At 38.4% G+C, this 18,509-nt stretch carries 18 protein-coding genes; 9 read left to right on the plus strand and 9 right to left on the minus strand.

All coding sequences use genetic code 11. The annotated features are described in order from the left end of the window. Positions 1 to 239: 239 nt before the first annotated feature. From IRT38_RS16130 to IRT38_RS16140, 3 genes are read right to left on the minus strand one after another with little or no spacing between them, the layout of a single operon-like run. On the minus strand, positions 240 to 1,301 hold the full coding sequence (locus IRT38_RS16130; protein WP_194598256.1) for a DUF6670 family protein: 1,062 nt from the start codon (positions 1,299 to 1,301) through the stop codon (positions 240 to 242). 17 nt (positions 1,302 to 1,318) lie between these two features. Next, on the minus strand, positions 1,319 to 2,152 hold the full coding sequence (pssA, locus tag IRT38_RS16135; RefSeq protein WP_004957817.1) for a CDP-diacylglycerol--serine O-phosphatidyltransferase: 834 nt from the start codon (positions 2,150 to 2,152) through the stop codon (positions 1,319 to 1,321). Between the two features lie 39 nt (positions 2,153 to 2,191). Next, positions 2,192 to 3,049: a 23S rRNA (adenine(2030)-N(6))-methyltransferase RlmJ gene (locus IRT38_RS16140; RefSeq protein ID WP_194598257.1), complete on the minus strand. Its 858-nt coding sequence runs from the start codon at positions 3,047 to 3,049 to the stop codon at positions 2,192 to 2,194. 118 nt (positions 3,050 to 3,167) lie between these two features. On the opposite strand from IRT38_RS16140, the gene IRT38_RS16145 reads away from it, so the two are divergent. Together IRT38_RS16145 and IRT38_RS16150 are read left to right on the plus strand one after the other, a co-directional pair. Next, on the plus strand, positions 3,168 to 3,776 hold the full coding sequence (locus IRT38_RS16145) for a 2OG-Fe(II) oxygenase (RefSeq protein ID WP_194598258.1): 609 nt from the start codon (positions 3,168 to 3,170) through the stop codon (positions 3,774 to 3,776). Positions 3,777 to 3,839: 63 nt separating this feature from the next. Beyond that, the gene (locus tag IRT38_RS16150; RefSeq protein WP_004957812.1) at positions 3,840 to 4,367 is read left to right on the plus strand and encodes a hypothetical protein; all 528 of its coding nucleotides are present in this window, start codon (positions 3,840 to 3,842) and stop codon (positions 4,365 to 4,367) included. 14 nt (positions 4,368 to 4,381) lie between these two features. On the opposite strand, the gene IRT38_RS16155 is transcribed toward IRT38_RS16150, so the two are convergent. From IRT38_RS16155 to IRT38_RS16170, 4 genes are all read right to left on the minus strand, one after another. Continuing rightward, the gene (locus IRT38_RS16155; protein WP_004916443.1) at positions 4,382 to 4,624 is read right to left on the minus strand and encodes a DUF2789 family protein; all 243 of its coding nucleotides are present in this window, start codon (positions 4,622 to 4,624) and stop codon (positions 4,382 to 4,384) included. 159 nt (positions 4,625 to 4,783) lie between these two features. Then, positions 4,784 to 5,770, minus strand: coding sequence for a malate dehydrogenase (locus IRT38_RS16160; RefSeq protein WP_004916445.1), 987 nt, complete (start codon positions 5,768 to 5,770; stop codon positions 4,784 to 4,786). Positions 5,771 to 5,938: 168 nt separating this feature from the next. Beyond that, positions 5,939 to 6,625: a ribonuclease I gene (locus tag IRT38_RS16165; RefSeq protein ID WP_194598259.1), complete on the minus strand. Its 687-nt coding sequence runs from the start codon at positions 6,623 to 6,625 to the stop codon at positions 5,939 to 5,941. 26 nt (positions 6,626 to 6,651) lie between these two features. Beyond that, positions 6,652 to 8,643: a lytic transglycosylase domain-containing protein gene (locus IRT38_RS16170; protein WP_194598260.1), complete on the minus strand. Its 1,992-nt coding sequence runs from the start codon at positions 8,641 to 8,643 to the stop codon at positions 6,652 to 6,654. Positions 8,644 to 8,858: 215 nt separating this feature from the next. Between IRT38_RS16170 and miaB the strand changes: the two genes are divergently transcribed. The 4 genes from miaB to IRT38_RS16190 all read left to right on the plus strand — a co-directional run bounded on the left by miaB (position 8,859) and on the right by IRT38_RS16190 (position 12,512). Next, positions 8,859 to 10,310 (plus strand): tRNA (N6-isopentenyl adenosine(37)-C2)-methylthiotransferase MiaB, encoded by a 1,452-nt coding sequence (miaB, locus tag IRT38_RS16175; RefSeq protein WP_004958909.1) that lies wholly within the window; start codon positions 8,859 to 8,861, stop codon positions 10,308 to 10,310. Between the two features lie 39 nt (positions 10,311 to 10,349). Next, positions 10,350 to 11,423, plus strand: a complete 1,074-nt coding sequence (locus IRT38_RS16180) for a PhoH family protein (RefSeq protein ID WP_194598261.1) — start codon at positions 10,350 to 10,352, stop codon at positions 11,421 to 11,423. Positions 11,424 to 11,715: 292 nt separating this feature from the next. Further along, a complete protein-coding gene (gene ybeY, locus IRT38_RS16185) occupies positions 11,716 to 12,201 on the plus strand; it encodes an rRNA maturation RNase YbeY (protein ID WP_004957796.1) in 486 nt (161 codons plus the stop codon). 11 nt (positions 12,202 to 12,212) lie between these two features. Continuing rightward, positions 12,213 to 12,512 carry an antibiotic biosynthesis monooxygenase family protein gene (locus IRT38_RS16190; RefSeq protein WP_004957793.1) on the plus strand — a complete coding sequence of 100 codons (300 nt, stop codon included), beginning with the start codon at positions 12,213 to 12,215 and terminating at the stop codon, positions 12,510 to 12,512. Between the two features lie 64 nt (positions 12,513 to 12,576). Here IRT38_RS16190 and IRT38_RS16195 read toward each other — a convergent pair whose 3' ends face one another. Next, positions 12,577 to 14,727, minus strand: a complete 2,151-nt coding sequence (locus tag IRT38_RS16195; RefSeq protein ID WP_194598262.1) for a TonB-dependent siderophore receptor — start codon at positions 14,725 to 14,727, stop codon at positions 12,577 to 12,579. 252 nt (positions 14,728 to 14,979) lie between these two features. Continuing rightward, on the minus strand, positions 14,980 to 15,867 hold the full coding sequence (locus IRT38_RS16200; RefSeq protein ID WP_004957789.1) for an energy transducer TonB: 888 nt from the start codon (positions 15,865 to 15,867) through the stop codon (positions 14,980 to 14,982). A 244-nt stretch (positions 15,868 to 16,111) separates the two neighbouring features. Here IRT38_RS16200 and IRT38_RS16205 point away from each other — a divergent pair, with 244 nt between their 5' ends. The 3 genes from IRT38_RS16205 to IRT38_RS16215 all read left to right on the plus strand — a co-directional run bounded on the left by IRT38_RS16205 (position 16,112) and on the right by IRT38_RS16215 (position 18,371). Further along, entirely contained in the window at positions 16,112 to 16,789 is a 678-nt protein-coding gene (locus tag IRT38_RS16205; protein ID WP_004958891.1) for a hypothetical protein, read from the plus strand. Between the two features lie 201 nt (positions 16,790 to 16,990). Then, entirely contained in the window at positions 16,991 to 17,707 is a 717-nt protein-coding gene (locus tag IRT38_RS16210) for a DUF3108 domain-containing protein (protein WP_004916473.1), read from the plus strand. A gap of 88 nt (positions 17,708 to 17,795) precedes the next feature. Next, on the plus strand, positions 17,796 to 18,371 hold the full coding sequence (locus tag IRT38_RS16215) for a xanthine phosphoribosyltransferase (protein WP_004916475.1): 576 nt from the start codon (positions 17,796 to 17,798) through the stop codon (positions 18,369 to 18,371). Positions 18,372 to 18,509: the final 138 nt, after the last annotated feature.

Raw genomic sequence — 18,509 nt, forward strand, 5'->3', positions numbered from 1 at the left:
GATGATTCGTCATCATCAAGCTAGGTCGGCTATATTACTCTAAATTTCTTTAAAGTCAACAGGCAATTTAGATATTTTTAAAACTTATCAACCAACCCAAGAATCTAACCACTTTAGCCAAACCCTTGTTTCTCAACAAGTTTTTATCCGCATCACCGCCGATGGATGTGCATTCTACAGCATTTCTAATCGCTTGCAAGCGATTTATTGGAATTTATTTTAATATTTAAACTGATAGATTATTTTTTACACAAATAAGGCTGAAAATGTGGAATTTGGTCTAAGATTTGTTCAGTTTTACTTTTTTCTTGCCAATGCAAAGGTCGACAATCGATATATTCACAATACCCACTCCCTTGATAGGACTGATTATTCCAAAATAAATCATAACTAAAACTACCAACATAACCCGCCGCTAGACCAAATTTATAATCGCCCCTACTCTGTCCGTGTAATTGAAAGATAACTTCTTCATTTTCTTGATATTGCCAAATGAATTCACGAGGAAGATACATCTCACGTCCATTAGGAGTTTGAATCTTTGGATACACCCTAAGGGTATCAAAAACTACATTTCGATCATAAAGAGTCGAACCTTGTTGACTGGTTTGAACCTCAATTCGAGAGAAAATTACGTTATTCCATTGGTTGCGCAACTCTGAAAGGATGACTTGAATTTCTTCATTAATATGAATGATTTGATATGTAAAAAAGTGAAAAGCAATAAAAGGTAAATATACCGCCCTTGCATGTTTTAAAATACCTTTGGTCTTAATCAAATATTTTTGATTTTTATAAATAATTTCCCCAACGCACTGACATTGTACATACCAATAGTCAGCCACGCCCCAGTGCAATGCTGTATGGTTTTCTATTTCAGAACAGATATTTACCCTTAAATCACAGCTAAATTCATTGTCATTTCGTTTGAAGTAATAGTTTGGAAAATCAACATGAATTTGATCAACATCTAAGAATTGATATGAATCAGTTTCAAATTGACACTGTTCTTTTGCACTATAACTTTTTAGATGTCCAACTGTTGATAAGCTACTGCTTACCAACACTGTAGCTGTATCGATCGCAGTTGTGGAAATTGCACTTGGATTATAACAAATGGGAATTCGAGGTTGCCCAATCAAACTAATGAAATTCACATAATGAAAAGGTGCAGGGAGATTCGGTAGAATCAAACCTTGATAAACAATTTTAAATAAACCTTTGGGTGGGTAAAAAGTTAAAGCATCTGACTTGTTGAGGTTCAGCTGCTTTAATTGACTATTATTCATCAACAATGGCATGCCGAACCTCCTTTTATTTAGATTGTTATTTTGGAATCATTTTTTTTAGCTAATAGTGTCGTTACAAAACCAGACAACACATAGATGATACATACAACAAGTATCCCTACAGGAATATTGTAGGTGATTGCAGCAAAAATCAAGACTACCGGCAACATGACTACAAAAGGAACACGTTTGCGATCCATTTGTTTAAATGAATAGTATTTGATATTTGAAATCATAAGCAAACCAATCGAAACCATAATCACAGCGTTGATGATTTGTATTGTGATGTCATTTAAATCAAATACCAGAGGATAATCTTGACTCACCCATACCATTGAAATAACGGTTACAGCAGCTAATGGACTTGCTATTCCTATAAAGTAACGTTTATCGACCACACCGATTTGTACATTGAAGCGTGCAAGTCGAAATGCTGCACAGGCTGTGTAAATAAAACAACAAGCTAGACCAATTCGACCCAAATCATTGAGACTCCAACTGTACATCAAAATAGCTGGAGCTACACCGAAGGCTAATAAATCCGAAAGTGAATCATACTGTTCACCAAAAGCACTTTGTGCTCCAATTGCACGAGCAACTCGACCATCCAAACCATCTAACAATGCTGCTAAGAAAATCGCATAAATAGCTTGAGTGAAATTACCATTCATACTAGCGATGATCGAATAAAAACCTGAAAGTAATGCCGCTGTTGTAATCAGATTTGGCCATAAATAAATGCCGCGTCTTTTAACTTTTTGCCCTTCATGCGTTTGTTCTTCTTCTTCGACTTCAAAGGTGATCCCATCAAAAGAAAGCTCTTCTTTCTTCAAATCAGAATCTGACTTAGGAGAATTTGTCATTATTTTCAATTCCTCGAGAATAGTTTGACATTGATGGGCTTATTCACCCACCAACCAACGCACTGCAGCATGACCACCATTTTCACTCATTCGCAAATGAGGGAACAACCATTGTAATGCCTGATCAGCATCTTCTGAAAATTTCCAAGGTGGGTTAATCACCAATAAACCACAACCATTTAATCCAACTGGCGTATCATCAGGCCATACACAAATTTCACATACCAACTGACGACGAATACCAGTCTTAAACATTTTCTTCTCAAAACGGTCAATCATCGCGCGATCTTTAATTGGATACCACACAGCAAAAACACCTGTCGGCCATTTTCTATGTGCAGCTTGTAACAGCTCAACTAGCTGAGGGAAATCTTTACGTTCGATTTCGTATGGTGGGTCAATCATGACCAATCCACGTTTTTCTTTAGGCGGAATGACACCCATCAAACCTTCATAAAAATCACGCTCATGTAAGCCCGCACGTTTATCGCGAATATTAAAATACAATTGTTGAAATACATCACGCTGCATTTCAAATATAGTTGCTTTATCAATATCACGCATGCCTTCAAGCGCAAACCAAGGTGAACCTGGATAAGCGCCTTTACCTGAACCTGCACGCATATCTTCAACAATTTTAAGATATTGTTTTACGCCTTCAGGTGCATTACGTTTAATCGAATCGTCAAGCTTGACCAAACGATGGATACCCGTTAAAAACTCACCTGATTTTTGTGCTTCAGACGTAGATAAATCATATTTACCTGCACCGCCATGGGTATCTATATATCTATAAGGTTTATCTTTAGCATTTAAACGAGCGAGCAGTTGAAGCAAAAGTACATGCTTCATAACATCGGCAAAGTTACCCGCATGGAAATGGTGACGGTAATTCATGTTGACAATTATTCCTCAATTCAAAGGGTAGTTTATCACGAATGAAAAAAGTATTCTTTAGCGTTGATGTGATCGACTAAGATCATACTGCCTCTTCATCAAGCTCTATTGGAAATATATGCAGCAAAGTTCTCTTCCTGAATCGTGGGATTTAGATAAAGTTTTGGATGATTTAAATGAATCAGGTTTTGCCGTTATAGATAATGTTTATCCTGCTACATATGTAGACTCCCTAGTAAACGAATGCAATTCACATCTTGCTGAGTTCAGAGCTGCAGGCATTCAAAATGGTATTGTGAGTCATATACGTAGCGATCATATATTGTGGATTGATGAACAATTACCGATCGCGCAACAACATATTAATGCATTAAAGAACTTGTCTCAGTTATTAAATCAAGCGTTTTATTTGGGAATCAAAGAAGTAGAAGCTCATTTTGCCTGTTACAACGCAGGTGAATTTTATGCATTACATCGAGATAATCCTCAGAAAAAGAATGATCGCATGATTTCAACTGTTTTTTATTTACATGAACAGTGGCAAGAAGACTTTGGCGGTCAGTTACGCTTGCAAGATAAAAATGAGCAATGGCATACCATTCAACCATTGCCTAATCGGCTTGCTATCTTCCAAAGTGATTTACTACATGGAGTGTTGCTTTCGAAACAGCAACGTCTATCAATTACAGCATGGTTACGCAGTGGAAATTCGCTTTGGAATGCCTAAACCTTTAAATTGCAAAATAAAGCCCTATATATGCATGCATAGATCAAGGTTTTGGATAAACTGATGTCAAATGAAACGAAACATGTAGTAAATCGAATTGGTGAAACAGACCAACTCTATTTAAGTGAAAATACACCTGAACTTGCTTTAGAAAGAGCTGACTTACGTCTGCAATTGGTTGTACTCAGTCATGTCCGTCAAGAACAATTGCATTTCTTGCAAGAAGCCATCGTGCTACTTGAGCAAGCTCGGATTGAATTTGAGGAAATGCCATTAAATCTTTATCTTGATCTCTCATTAAATTTAGCCAAAGCTTATATGATTTATTTTGAGCTAACCAAAGAGCAACGTTTTGCAATTATCACGCAGCAAATCCTAAAGCCTCTCGCTCACTACGATCATCTAGATATTTACTTCTTTTTGGCTTATGCATCTGCAAGTAAAGAAGAGTTTGCGATGACTCGACATTGGTTAAAAAAATATGTGGCATGTGTAGATCACGACTTGCAGTTATTACATGCACATCCAGCTTTTAATCAAGCCCGCCAAGAAGACTGGTTCATAAATTTAATCCATAAAAAAGCTCACTGATGTGAGCTTTTTTATTAAGTTGTACTATCGACATGTAGTTGCTGATTCAACTCATCTATCACGATAGCCCATTCATCATCTTTATCCCAATGACTCTTAAGAAAGTCTCGTTGCCCAGCACTCCAAAAATCAGCTTCGTGTAATTTCTGGCTAGCACTCAATTGATGAGTTTTAATAAAGTTTTCCATCGAAACTTCATCTGCATCAAGCCCCAATTGTTCAAATAAAAGTTCAAGTGTTGGTTGTTGTTCAAACATTTTTTCTTCTCCTTAGGTAAAACCCATCTAATAAATAATCTAACAATAAACTGTATTAACTTGCAGGCATATCTCTATATTTTCTTGTTGTATTTTGTTTCTTAAAATAAAAAAGCACTCTACAAGAGAGTGCTTTTCATAATTTATCAAAATGACAAATTATTTAACCATGTCAGCAATCGCTGCACGTTCTTCTTCTAACTCGTTAAGAGTGAAGTTGATACGGTCACGGCTGAATTCGTCAATTTCTAAACCTTGAACGATTTTGTATTCACCGTTTTCAGTTGTTACAGGGAAACCAAACATTACACCTTCAGGAATTCCATAAGAACCGTCAGAAGGAATACCCATAGTTACCCATTTGCCATTTGTACCTAACGCCCAATCACGCATATGGTCAATTGCAGCGTTTGCAGCAGAAGCAGCAGAAGACAAACCACGTGCTTCGATGATCGCAGCACCACGTTTACCAACTGTTGGAAGGAATACATCTTTATTCCATTCAGCATCGTTGATTTTGTCTTTTAAGCTTACACCATTTGCAGTTGCAAAACGGTAGTCAGCATACATAGTTGGAGAGTGGTTACCCCAAACAGTCATGTTCTCGATGTCAGAAACTGCAACGCCAGCTTTTTGAGCAAGTTGAGTTAATGCACGGTTGTGGTCAAGACGCAGCATAGCTGTGAAGTTTTTCGCTGGAAGATCTGGAGCAGATTTCATTGCGATGTAAGCATTTGTATTTGCTGGGTTACCAACAACTAATACTTTAACATCACGGCTAGCAACTTTATTTAAAGCTTGACCTTGACCAATGAAGATCTCGCCATTTACTTTCAATAAGTCAGCACGTTCCATACCAGGACCACGTGGACGTGAACCTACTAATAACGCATAGTCAGCATCTTTAAATGCAACTTCTGGATCATCAGTCCCGATCATGCCTGCCAATAATGGGAAAGCACAGTCATCAAGTTCCATCATTACGCCTTTAAGCGCTTGTTGAGCTTTCTCAAAAGGAACTTCAAGCAATTGTAAAATTACAGGTTGATCTTTACCTAACATTTCACCGCTAGCGATACGGAATAATAAGCTATAACCAATTTGACCTGCAGCGCCTGTAACGGCAACACGAACGGGTTGCTTCATGTGATATTCTCCAATGAGATGCGTTAGCACGATTGAATTCTTTTGTTATTCAACCGAATTATCATAAACGGCAAAGATTGTACTCTAAAGCGAACGCAGATGCATGTAAAAGAGAATGGATTTCAACAAAAGTCTGATAGAAAATACAAATTAATTCAGAAAAAAAGCTTAATAACTTCCTTTAATTGTAAATTCACTTGGACATCCAGTGACCACATGACTCGAACACTGTTTGTACTGACCATTTTTTCGATAACAAACTTTAATTTCTGTCAAAATAGAGTCAAATTTAGAGACTTGGCAAGTAAAACGAATCCCGTTGGGTGGTAAAGAAGGATTTAATTTAGTGAGCTGCTGCCTTAAATTTTCTTGTTGTACTTCAATCGTATTAGGGCTAGTCAAATCAGCAGGTATTTTTAATCGCTCTGCAAAATTAATAATCGTTCTGAAATATTGACTCGCATTCATTGGCACACAGCCGCCGACATTTTGCCAAAGTTGTACCCGTGCATTTTCATCTGGCATTACACGTGCAACCACTTTTGCTTGTAGAGGGGATAATTTAGCCGATGACTTTGTTTGACAGTCTCGACCAACAGGAACTTCAGGTAATAAGCTTGAGATCGTCAGAGAATAACCTTCTAAACATTTACGTTGTTTTTGGCGTGAAGAATCAAAGGAACAGACAGCTGGTGTCATTTGGACATGCATCACATATCCAGCAATATCAGCTTTGTCCGCTGCATATAATGGAACAGCAAATGAAAGAGCTAAATAACAGATTAGTATCTGTATAGCCCTAAACATTGATTCCTTCATCAAGCACATTGATTTCATCAAATACAAAAACTTCATTATCTCAAGTTCAACGATGCCATGCGTTAAGGTTCATTACGTACAGGAATAATACTCATACGTTTTTCCAGAGATTGAGGTCCCTGCCCTAACACTACCCCATAGTGTGTTGCATTGGTCATGACATGTTTTACATAGTCACGTGTTTCTAATAAAGGAATTGACTCAGTGTATTGATCAGCCGCAATTGGTTGAAAATCAGGTTGCCAACGACGTGCACGATTTGGGCCAGCATTATAACCCGCTGTCGCAAGCACTGCATTTCCGCTCAGTTGACCATGAATCATCGAAAGATAAAATGTCCCATATCGAATATTCGTGTTCATTTCACTCAATGCCGCAGGGTTATAGGTTTCTCCCATTTGTCGTGCGACTAATTTGGCCGTGTTTGGCATGATCTGCATCAAACCACCAGCCCCGACATGAGACCTCGCAGTGGTCACAAATCGACTTTCTTGGCGCATTAAACCATACGCCCAAGCTGGATCAATACCAGCATTGTAACTATGACTAGTCACATTACTACGATGCGGCGTTGCAAAACGATAGGTATCATTGTGTCGAGTGCTAGTTCGATCAGCCGCATAAATTGCTCGATCATACCAGCCCATATCATGTGCGCGCTTAGCAGCCGCCAATAATAAACCATCGTCTTTTTGTAGATAAGCCTGTCTGACAGCCCAGTTCCATTCTCTATTGGTATAATTGGCAGGAGCATTAATATCACGTAAAGCGAATGCACGTCTAAAGTGAATATTTTGGTTTAAACGCTGAATATCTTGTGCGCTTGGTTGTTCGTTATAAGGTTGATGATTGTATCGCTCACCTAAACGATCTTTAGCAAGCAAGTTGTGATAATCATCACCAGCCTGCGCTAGTTTGCGATAAATTTGTTGAGCTGCTAACTTCGAGTCTTTGTCATTTCTTTGCTCTGATGCACGAGCCAACCAATATTGCCAACGATCTTCTTGTTTTTGTGTAACCGACATTGAGTCTACTGCACGAATTACACTTTCCCATGCACCAAATCGCACCGCTTGACGCGCATAAATTTCAGCTTCTTCGGGACTAAATGGATAACCATAACTCTTATCAAATGCATTTAATACTTCACGATTAAAACCATTTTTCATTACGGTTGTACCACCAACATAGCCGATAGTACGATACAAATATTTTTGTACTGGACTTGGTAAATCTTGAGCAACACGTTGCACATTGCCTAAAGCATTAGTTAAATCACTATCTGCTACGCGACCCAACGCAAAAATTAAATAGGCGTAATCCGCGTCATTGGCTTTTGGCGCACTCCATAGGTACGCGAGAGGATTAGATTGAATTTGATTAAACTGGGCCAGAGATAAACTTAAACCCATAGTTTGTGCAGTTGCAATTGCTTGCCCCGACTGACCAGCTCTAAGTTGTCCCCACAAGCGTTGTTGGCGATCTTGAGCAGTCATTAAGGGGCTTGATAACATCATACGCCCCAAACCATTACATGATTCAGGTTGGGTATTTGTTGCCAACCAAATATCCTTATATTCTGCATAAACCAAACTATCCCCAGTTTGAGCTCGAACCTGCGCCACAGCACAACTTTCGTCTTGATCAGGGTTCGTTACATAACTGAGGACTGGTTTTGCCTCACTAAAGTTCGCTTGTTTTACCTTTTCTTCAACATAATCTGCTGCTAACTTTTCAGCCATTGCAGACTTTGGATATCGTTGCGCAAAATTGATAATTGAAGATGCTGGCTGAAACCCAAGATTACTATTCAATTTCCAATATTCTGGGTAGTAACCCAAAACATCATTTTGCATCTCATATTGGTACTGATCGAGCAATGCGGTATTCCCCGCATTCGCAGCACGTAAAGCATCATTAAACTGATCATCTAAAGCATATACAGACGAACACGCAAGCAAACCACCGACAACAAAACTACGTTGTAAGATTTTCTTGTTATTTAGTTTTATTTTGAGGTGTGGAACTGAATTGTGTTGCTTATTCATCTTCATCGATACATTTGCCTAATTTCGCCTGCGATTATAGTTTAATAACTCTCAAGTCTTACTATTGTTGTGTTATGTAACTTGCTGATTCATATTCATTAAAATTCACGTATTTTCATCCACAAAGTGTCCATTTTTGTCATTTTTTTATTCTCAGCGAACATTCAAAAATGCTGCTATAATCCGCGGTTTGTTTAAATCCACCTCGTTTAGGAGCCTGCATGACGGTTCAAACATTCACTCCTAGTGCTACAAAAGCTGCCTCAGAAAACACTGTTACCCAGCCAACGCACACCACTGATGTTTCAATGAAGAAGTTATATATTGAAACTCAAGGGTGTCAGATGAATGAGTATGACAGTCATCGTATGGCAGATTTGCTTGGCGACTCACACGGCTACGTTCTGACCACAAATCCAAACGAAGCTGATATCTTGTTAATGAACACTTGTTCAATTCGTGAAAAGGCGCAAGAGAAAGTCTTTAGTGAGCTTGGTCGCTGGCGCAAACTGAAAGAACAAAATCCTGACCTAGTGATTGGTGTCGGTGGCTGTGTTGCTTCTCAAGAAGGTGACAACATTCAAAAGCGCGCACCTTATGTCGACATGGTATTCGGTCCACAAACCCTACACCGCTTGCCACAAATGCTAGATCAACATCAAGCCCAAGTGGAAAAGCCAAAGAAAGAAAAAATCAAATTAGTTGATATTTCTTTTCCAGATATTGAGAAATTTGATTTCTTACCTGAACCACGTGTTGAAGGTTTTAAAGCATTTGTCTCGATCATGGAAGGCTGTTCGAAATATTGTTCATTCTGCGTAGTCCCTTACACACGCGGTGAAGAAGTTTCGCGCCCTCTCGATGATGTGTTAGCAGAAATTGCTGGATTGGCAGAAAAAGGTGTTCGTGAAATTAGCCTGCTTGGTCAAAATGTAAATGGTTATCGTGGTGAAACCTTTGAAGGTGGCATTTGCACATTCCCTGAATTACTGCGCTTAGTTGCTGAAATTCCAGGGATTGGTCGTTTACGTTATACCACCTCTCACCCATTAGAATTTTCTGATGAGTTGATACAATGTTATCGTGATTTGCCTCAGATGGTTTCGCATTTGCATTTACCTGTACAAAGTGGTTCAAACGATGTATTGCAAGCCATGAAGCGTAATCACACGATTGATGTCTACATCGATAAAATTGCAAAACTACGCAAAGTTCGCCCTGATATGCATTTATCAAGTGACTTCATTATTGGCTTCCCTGGCGAAACGGATGAGCACTTCGCTGAGACTTTGCAGTTTATTAAAGATTTAGATTTTGACCACTCTTATAGTTTCGTTTATTCAAAACGTCCTGGTACACCTGCATCTGAACTTCCTGATGACACTCCAGAGCAAGTGAAAAAAGATCGTTTAGCACAAGTTCAACAAGTGATTAAACAATCCAGTATCGATAAAACTGATGCGATGCTGGGTAAAATTGAACGCGTACTGATTGAAAAAGTTTCTGATAAAGATCCAAATCTTCTGATCGGTACAGCGGACAACACTCGTCTTGTTACTTTTATCGGTGATGCAGCTTGGGTTGGACGTTTTGCTGAAATTGAGATTACTGAAATCAAAACTTTAAATTTAGTTTATGGTGAACTCTTGAATCTTGAACCTGACGTGGCGTAATGTAAGGGTATTCTTACAAGACAACATAAAGGGTTTCTCTTGACTGCAGCGATTCGACGTACAGTAACGTTCCCTGAAATTTCCATGGAACGTTTAAAAAGCATGCTCGGTGCGTATAACGGGCATTTAAAACAAATCGAACAACGTTTAGATGTCAAAATAACTCACCGAGGCGATGCCTTTTACTTAGACGGTGATATCGAAGCGGTCGAACGAGCCGAAGCACTTTTGCAACGGCTCTTTCAAGAATCTGAAATTTCTTCTCAAATCAGTGCGGATGTACTTCATTTAATGATTCAAGGATCTCAAACTGATCGTGAATTTTTAGATGACTCTGATCAAGAACATATTGGGCTTGATAACGTTTGGCTACAAACGCGTAAAGGCCGCATCAATCCACGTGGCGCAAATCAAAAACGCTATGTACAACGTATCTTACAAAGCGATATCTCCTTTGGTATCGGGCCTGCGGGTACAGGTAAAACCTATCTTGCAGTCGCTGCAGCAGTAGATATGCTCGAACGTAATGAAATTCAACGTATCTTACTGGTACGTCCAGCAGTTGAAGCAGGTGAGAAACTTGGTTTTTTACCAGGTGACTTAACTCAAAAAATTGATCCTTACCTTCGACCACTTTACGATGCCCTATATGAAATGCTGGGCTTTGAAAAAGTAGCTAAACTCATTGAACGCCAAGTGATTGAAGTAGCACCTCTCGCCTATATGCGCGGACGCACACTGAATCATTCTTTTGTCATTTTGGACGAAGCTCAGAATACAACGCCTGAACAGATGAAAATGTTCCTTACACGCTTAGGATTCGGTTCAAGAGCGGTGATAACGGGTGACGTAACACAAGTGGATTTACCTCGTGGTCAGCAATCAGGTTTGGCTCATGCCTTACGTGTTCTTGAAAACGTCCATGAAATTCATATCACGCGCTTCCACTCTCGAGATGTAGTGCGTCACCAACTGGTACAAAAAATTGTCGAAGCTTATGAAGGCTGGGATAGCGAACAACAACGTTTGTCAGCAGAAGCTCGTGCTGAACGCAAAGCGAGACAAGAAGCACTGGTAGCAGAAAATGATGAGAAAGCTGACGCTCAACATTAATGAATATGCTTTTAGTGTGATATTAAAAAAAGGCACTTGAAATCTGTAGGTTCCATGGTCATTACCGAGTTAAGTATATGAGTGTGAGTAGCCTACAGTGATCTAAATGAGGATAGTTTTGTGTTTTGTCAGCAAACTTATGGATCATCAATTTTTTGAAAGATGGCACATGAAAAGACAAATGATGCAACAAATTGGATCAATATGCAGTAAAGCATTCCTCCAGTCTTCTTTCTATCCCATTGAGTTTCACTCTAAGTTTGTAGATGCAATTTATATTTAAGGATCTATTTTGAAAATCAATTTAAGTCTTCAACAAGACTTTCAAGCCAATGATTTACCATTGAAGCGTGGTCAAATCAAAAAACAAATTGAAACTGCATTACGTCACGTTGGTTTTGACGCAGATTGTGAGATTGGCATTGCTTGCGTTGATCTTGCAGAAAGTCATGAACTGAATTTGCAATACCGAGAGAAAGACAAACCAACCAATGTCTTGTCTTTTCCAAGCGATATTCCAGAAGAAATGCTCAGCTTACTCGAAGCAGAGCCTTTAGGTGACTTGGTCATCTGTATTCCTGTTGTGTTACAAGAAGCAGCAGAGCAACAAAAAACACCAAGTGATCATTTCACTCACTTACTCGTGCATGGAATTTTACATTTACTCGGCTACGACCATGAAACCAGTGAAGCCGAAGCTGAAGAAATGGAAGCTTTGGAAATTGAGATTCTGAAAAAACTTGGGATCAGTAATCCTTACCAAGCTGATGAAAATTAAGCCTGAGTCCTATGTATATCGTTATTTTTAAAGCCACCATTAGACAATTGGATTCTACTTACACAGAAATGGCACAAAAGCTTAGAGATAAAGCAATCGGCCAATATCACTGTGTTAAGTTTGAAGCATGTTGTGAAAATGATTTTGAAATAGCGTTGTCTTACTGGAACAGCCTCGAAGATATTCAACGCTGGCAACAAGATACTGAACATTTAGTTGCCCAACACTTAGGCAAAGAAAAATGGTACCAGCATTTTAATATCGAAATCTGCAAAATCGAACGGACTTACTCAAGTACAAATAAATTGTGAATAAGCTGGAACTTATCCACAATTTTAAAATGGCTGAATACAATTTCAGCCGCTTTTTCAATTCTTAAAATTGATATCGTAATGTAAAGGTCACATTACGAGGTGCGCCATACACCATCAAATTATCACCAATGCCTGTATAGTATTTTTTGTCAAAAATATTATTCAAATTGATCTGAGCTTTAATATTTGAATCTATATCATAGCCAAGCATTAAATTTGCTAAAGCATAGGCATCCTGGGTGATGCGTTTGTCACCATCTCCTGTATAAAACTTACTCTTGTAATTTACACCGCCGCCAATACTCCATTTATCTAACTTATATTTGGTGAATAAATTGGCGTTAGTTCTTGAAGACATTGTTTGCACTTCATTACCCTGAGCATCTTTGGCATTGAAATGAGCAACACCAAAACTTAAATTCCAGTTATTGGCAATTTCTCCATCTAACTCAAATTCAACACCTTTGCTTTCGACACCATCAGCACTACGGTACGCTTTTTCTGTTGTTGGTGTTCCATCTGGACTCGGTATAAAAGTTCCTGTTTCTTCTGCAACATTATCTTGTTTGGTTTGGAATACCGATAAAGCAGCATTCAGCTTTCCATTTAAGAACTCCCCTTTTAAACCCGTCTCATAACTCTTACCTTCTCGTGGATCAAGGTACTGCTTATTTATATCTCGTTTATCTTCTGGTTTAAAAATACTGGTATAACTCGCGTACCAAGAATACTGATCAAGAAAATCAAAAACTAAACCTGCATATGGAGTTACTTCATTTTTGAATTTTCTATTTCCTACACCATCATCACTCTCATATTTCCAGTTTGATAACCGTATGCCTGTAATTAATTTCAAAGGCTCAGCTAAGCTAAATTTACCTGCCAAATAAGCGCCTGTTTGAGTCGTTTTATTAGGAACTTGATAGACATTATTATTTTGAATCGATCCTAATAACGGTACATTTGGATGATCAAAATCAAGTACCGCATCTGATGCAATTTGAGGATTACCTGAATACCATGTGTCTTTTTGTGCTTGGTTATACATAAAACCCGCCACAATTTCTTGCTCTAAACCACCAATAGAAAAGGGAGCAGAAAGATAAGTATCAATATTATTTTCTTTCGTCTTAGTGGCATCAGACCAAGTCATTAATGTACCTTTACTGGTATTTGTAGTTTTATCGAAACTCCCCCACAAATAGAGCAATGCAGTATCTTGTTTTACTTCACGATATGCATAATTCACATGCAAATTCACATCATTGAATAGATTTTGTTTCAAGGTTGCAAAGGCTGTGGTGGTGTCCGTATTCCAATAAGTCCAATCAGAAGTTACTGTTTTGGATCGATCAAAATCGACGCGTTGACCATTACTATCAAATGCTGGTAATCCGCCCCACCGTACTCCATCACGCTCTAAGTTTTGATAACCAGCCCCAACAGAGACATAGGTTTTGTCGCTGATATCAGCATCAACCACCCCATATACAACATTATTATTTTTCTCATACCCTTTCATAAAAGAGTCAGTGTCTTCGTGTTTTACCACGACACGACCACGAACTGTTCCATCCGTATTCAATGGTATAGAAATATCTGCCGAGCTCGTCCATGCATTCCATGACCCCAAAGAAGTACTTACCTGCCCAGTTAGTTCTTTCGCATTCGCATGCTTTCGAATCATATTGATAGCTATGGCTGGGTTACCAGCACCAGTCATTAAACCATTTGCCCCTTTGACTAACTCTACGCGATCATACATTGTTAAATCAGGATCATTTGCTTCCATTCCCACATTACTGGGAACACCATCAAATAAATAATAGTCAACATCAAAGCCTCGCGCTGTGGGATATTGACGCTCATCCCATTGGTTAACTGACACACCTGTGACGTTATTTAATAGATCCTGAAAAGAACTGATATTGGCATCATCCAAATACTCACGAGTTAAAACCTTAACGGATTGTGGCGTTTCACGAAGCGATAGACTCAACTTAGTCGATGTATTTGCACTCTTCGCCTTATAACTTTGAGTTCCCTCTGTAACTGAGGATTGATCATCTTGTGCTTTGAGGCTAATCGTAGGTAGTGCAACTGTCGATGAAGAGGTGCTGGTTTCTGCAGAGGCAAATGAAGGAAGTAATATCGCCATCGCCAACATAAGAGGATGGGCTTTAAAAGATTGAAAAGTCTGAGATTGATGCATGGGAAATTTCCTTATGCAAAGATATGAGATTTAAAATGCATGCGCCGATCTCCCCCAGAGCATTTACTTTTCAGCACAGGAGCGCATACAAAACAATTAAAATACAATGCAAATGATAATTATTTTTATTATCAATTCAAGTTTTATTTATGAAATGTAATAGCGTGTTGTAAAAAAAGAAAAATGAATAACAACAAAAAAAGCTATCTAATTGTATTAAATAGCTTTTGATAAATGATTTATTTTTTAAAATCAATGCACTTCAAACTCAGCATCCACGGGATCAAAACGCCAAGTCCGAATGATACGTAATTCAGAAATATCCTTCTTCATCGTTGAATCAAATGCACCAAAAGGGGCTCCACGGCGCACTGAAGCCTTAGCTGCTTCATCTAAAATAGAATGTCCCGAACTCTCAATTAAACGAATTGCACGTATCCCACCCTGTGAGTTCAGAATAACCATTAATCTAACTTCACCCGATAACCGCTGTTGTTTAGCAGCATCTGGGTAATAGCGATTTCCGTACAGCTCAACTTTTTGGCGGAATTTATCTAGATACGCAGCAGAAGCATCCTGTTTAGCTTGAATACCATCTACCGTTTTAATCCGTTGTTTACGGCTAAAATTTTGTTGTCGTTGTAAATACTGAGCTTCAAGACTAGCAACCATGGCAGCTTTTGCTTGGAACTGGCTTTGTAAATCCTCCAAGGCTTTTTTACGCTCGCTTTGTTCTGCCTGTTTCTGCCAGCTCAATACGGTCATTAAAACTTTTTCTTCAAATTTTAACTCGCGCTTTTGCTGAATTTTTTCTAAGCTTTCAAACTCAGTTTCACCAGTAGTCGCATCAGCCTGCATCGGTGAAGGCATATCACTCGACATGCGATGTGCTTCTCGAAACTCACCTGAACCCTTTTGATCGGCTTGAGCGAGAAAATCAGCATTTTCTACTTTATCAGTACTAGGGCGAATAGAAACTGCGATTTCCTTTGTGGAGGTATCGGATGGAGTTGGCATAGCAAACTGTACCGCAAGCACAGCCAAATGCAGAAGCAATGCTAAAATCACAGCCCCTACAAAAATTGAGTCTTGCCACCAATGAGATGACAACTCCGAACGAAAATTTATTTTATTCCACATGGCATCTTAGCGGCAAAAATTGCCTCATCCCCAACGGCAAAGCCGTATAAAAAGCCGAACCAGTATTCAAAATTTTACAAAAATATGATCCACTTATAGTTACAGTGTATCCATACCATCATTTTATGAAAATGTAGCAATTAATTTTGCTACACTGCAAGTCAGAAATTTATTTTTATTTTTTAGTTATTACAAAGATCGTGGCATTGCTATCTAAAACAATTCACTTTCTGGAACAACTTTTATGCAAACGCTAATTTCATCTGTTGTTAAACGTCTACGTAAAGTTTACCAAAAAGCCGAAGAATTCATCGAAGAAGAGAGAGATTTTTCGCTTTCACAAGTATTTGTGAACGCGACGATGGAGCGTTATGTCACCGAAAAAGTTAAAATCATTAAAGACCTGCATGCTGATTTATATGATGGTTGGTTAAGACTGTATTCGACGATAGACGTCAAAGGTCTGCATACTACCCTTTCTGTTGATTTAAAGCTGTTGCAGATGGAAATGAATAAAGATGTTCAACTTATGGTTTTTGAGCAAATCAGTAACACTCAAGTGATTGAAGCGAGTTTCAAAAACATTTTCCAAAAATGGGGCTTTCATCTTGCGATTTGGTATTACCAAAAGTTTCGTGAGGAAGATCCTTTAGGGAAAATTTTAGAACACTTTGAAGTCGTAACCGTAAAAGATGATTTACTTTATCTAGATTTAAATCGCTGGTTTAGTAAAAAGCCAAGTATTATTGAGACCCTGAGTAAGGTGCATGTAAATCGTGCACGTGTCCGACCAGCAGAATTAATTGTTTGGGGAAATGTGAATCTTACAGCGATCCTCTCCCCATCCAATGAATTTGATGAGGAAGATGATTTAGATATTAGTGAAGTTACCCCAATCCAGCAAAAAGACTCAAAAAGATAATTCTAAACATCCTGTGGCAGTATGTTATTTATACTCTGCCACAGAAAACTCCAACTTCATGATTAATACGAAAAATTAACAAGCGCTTAGTAAAAAACCTGATCTTTTCTTCATAATCTACAGGCATAATAACAACAAATCGTAATGATATCTGGATATCTGGATGATCCCATCAAATGCTCATCCAAAGGACACAATGCTATGACAAACAAATTTACTAAGTTTTTGAGTATTGCAACGGTAACTTCTGCAACACTTGCTTGTGCAAGCTTTTTTAGCCATGCCTATGCAATGGCGCCATTCCAAGCGAGCTATCAATTTAGTTATAACAACAAGAATTTAGGTTCAGCAACACGTACATTATCTCAGCAAGGCAACAACTGGACATATAAATTTGTTGCTAAAGCGGGTGGTATTGCTTCTGCATCTGAAACCAGTCAATTTGCTTTCTCAGATAACAAAATCACTTCACAAAAGTTCAGTCGTACCAGTAAAATTTTAGTGCACAACAACACGATGAATATTAACTTCAATCCAAGTGCTAAAGTGATTAACACCCAAAAAGATGACAAGAAACGTTCTTTTGCTTGGCAAGCTGGTGTTTTGGACGAGTTAAATGCTGAGTTACAAGTTCGTGAAGATTTAAAAAACGGCAATACCTTGCAACCACGTTATTATATTTCAGATGCGAAAGGTGTCGATGAGCGACGTTTTATTAAACAAGGTACTGAAAGTATTAAAACCAGTTATGGAACATTTAATACGATCAAAGTCGTGTTACAACACAGCAAACCTGAACGCAATACCGTATTTTGGTTAGCTCCAAAATTAGATTATCTTCCTGTCAAAGTGACACATAATGATGGTAAATCATCCTATGGACTATTATTGACTGGCTATTCGGGTAAAACCAATTAACCATCTGGTCAATTTTAGCTTGCAATTTTTTGGATGCTTTTTAAAATATGCCTTTGCTTGAAAAAGCATCCGTTTAGAGGATTCTCCCGTGTACGCTTTAGAACAGAAAATCTTAAATGAAGGTATCGTTCTATCTGATCAAGTATTGAAAGTTGACGCTTTCTTAAATCACCAAATCGATCCTGTGTTAATGCAACAGATTGGTAAAGAGTTTGCTGCGCGTTTTAAAGATGCAGGCATTACTAAGATTATTACCATTGAAGCATCTGGGATTGCACCTGCGATTATGGCAGGTTTAGAGCTTGGTGTTCCTGTGATTTTTGCTCGTAAATACCAGTCATTGACTTTAAAAGATGATCTTTATCGTTCTAAAGTGTTCTCATTCACTAAGCAGACTGAAAGCACAATTGCTATTTCAAACAAGCATCTTAATTCAACCGATAAAGCATTGGTTATTGATGACTTCTTGGCGAATGGTCAAGCTGCATTAGGTTTAATCGATCTTATTCATCAAGCAAATGCTGAAGTTGTAGGCGTGGGTATTGTGATTGAAAAATCATTCCAACCAGGTCGAGATGTATTACTTGAAAAAGGTTATCGAGTGGAATCCTTAGCACGTGTTAAATCCCTTGCTGATGGCAAAGTAACCTTTGTTACTGAATAAAGATGACTAGAAACAAAGAGCGCTTATAGAGCGCTCTTTGTATTTTTAAAGAATAGAAATATTATAAGTAGTAATAATCAAGTATCATTCCCTATCAAAGATGTTGAGCAGATTAAGCTGTTTAACATGTAAGTTCAC

The sequence above is a fragment of the Acinetobacter sp. SK-43 genome, assembly GCF_015351505.1.
In the GTDB taxonomy this organism is placed as follows: Bacteria; Pseudomonadota; Gammaproteobacteria; order Pseudomonadales; family Moraxellaceae; genus Acinetobacter; species Acinetobacter junii.